At 82.5% G+C, this 520-nt stretch carries 1 protein-coding gene; it reads left to right on the top strand.

Annotated features, from left to right (window positions below):
* A partial coding sequence (locus tag PYV61_RS26540; protein ID WP_275836896.1) for a hypothetical protein occupies positions 1 to 520 on the top strand: 520 nt, incomplete at both ends.

The raw sequence follows: 520 nt of genomic DNA, 5'->3' as shown, positions 1-520 counted from the left end.
CGCGCGGGTGGACGCTGCTGGCCGCGGCGGCGCCGCTGGCCGGCGCGTGGCTGGTGGTCGGCCGCGCGCCCCGCGACGACGCGGCGTGGCGCGCGCACCTCGTCGGCCAGTACGCGCCGCTCCTCGACACGCTGCGCGTGGGCGGCGGGACGGACGCCGACGTGCGACTCCCCGACCGCCGCGCCGCGCCGCGGGCGTGGTACGACCCGACCTCGGCGACCTTCGCGCGGCGCGTGGACCGCGGCGCGGCGCCGGTGGACGCCGACGGCGCGCCGGTGAACGCGCTCCCGCTCGGGCGGAGCGCCGAGATCCGCGTCGGCGGCGCGAGCGGCGTGAGCGTCGCCAGCGCGACGCCGCGGTGGCCGCTCCCCTGCCTCGTGGGGATGGACCGCGCCTGCGGCGTGCGCGTGTGGACGGTGCGCGACGGCGCGCGCGTCCGCACCGTGCGCGTGCCGCTGGGCGCGCGCGGCGTCTCGGTCGCGACGCTCGACCCGGCGCTGGCGCGCGCGCCGCTGACGGT

Source organism: Roseisolibacter sp. H3M3-2 (genome assembly GCF_029211165.1).
GTDB lineage: Bacteria > Gemmatimonadota > Gemmatimonadetes > Gemmatimonadales > Gemmatimonadaceae > Roseisolibacter.
Note: the sequence above shows the minus strand (reverse complement) of the source record. Positions and strands in the feature narration are given on the sequence as shown.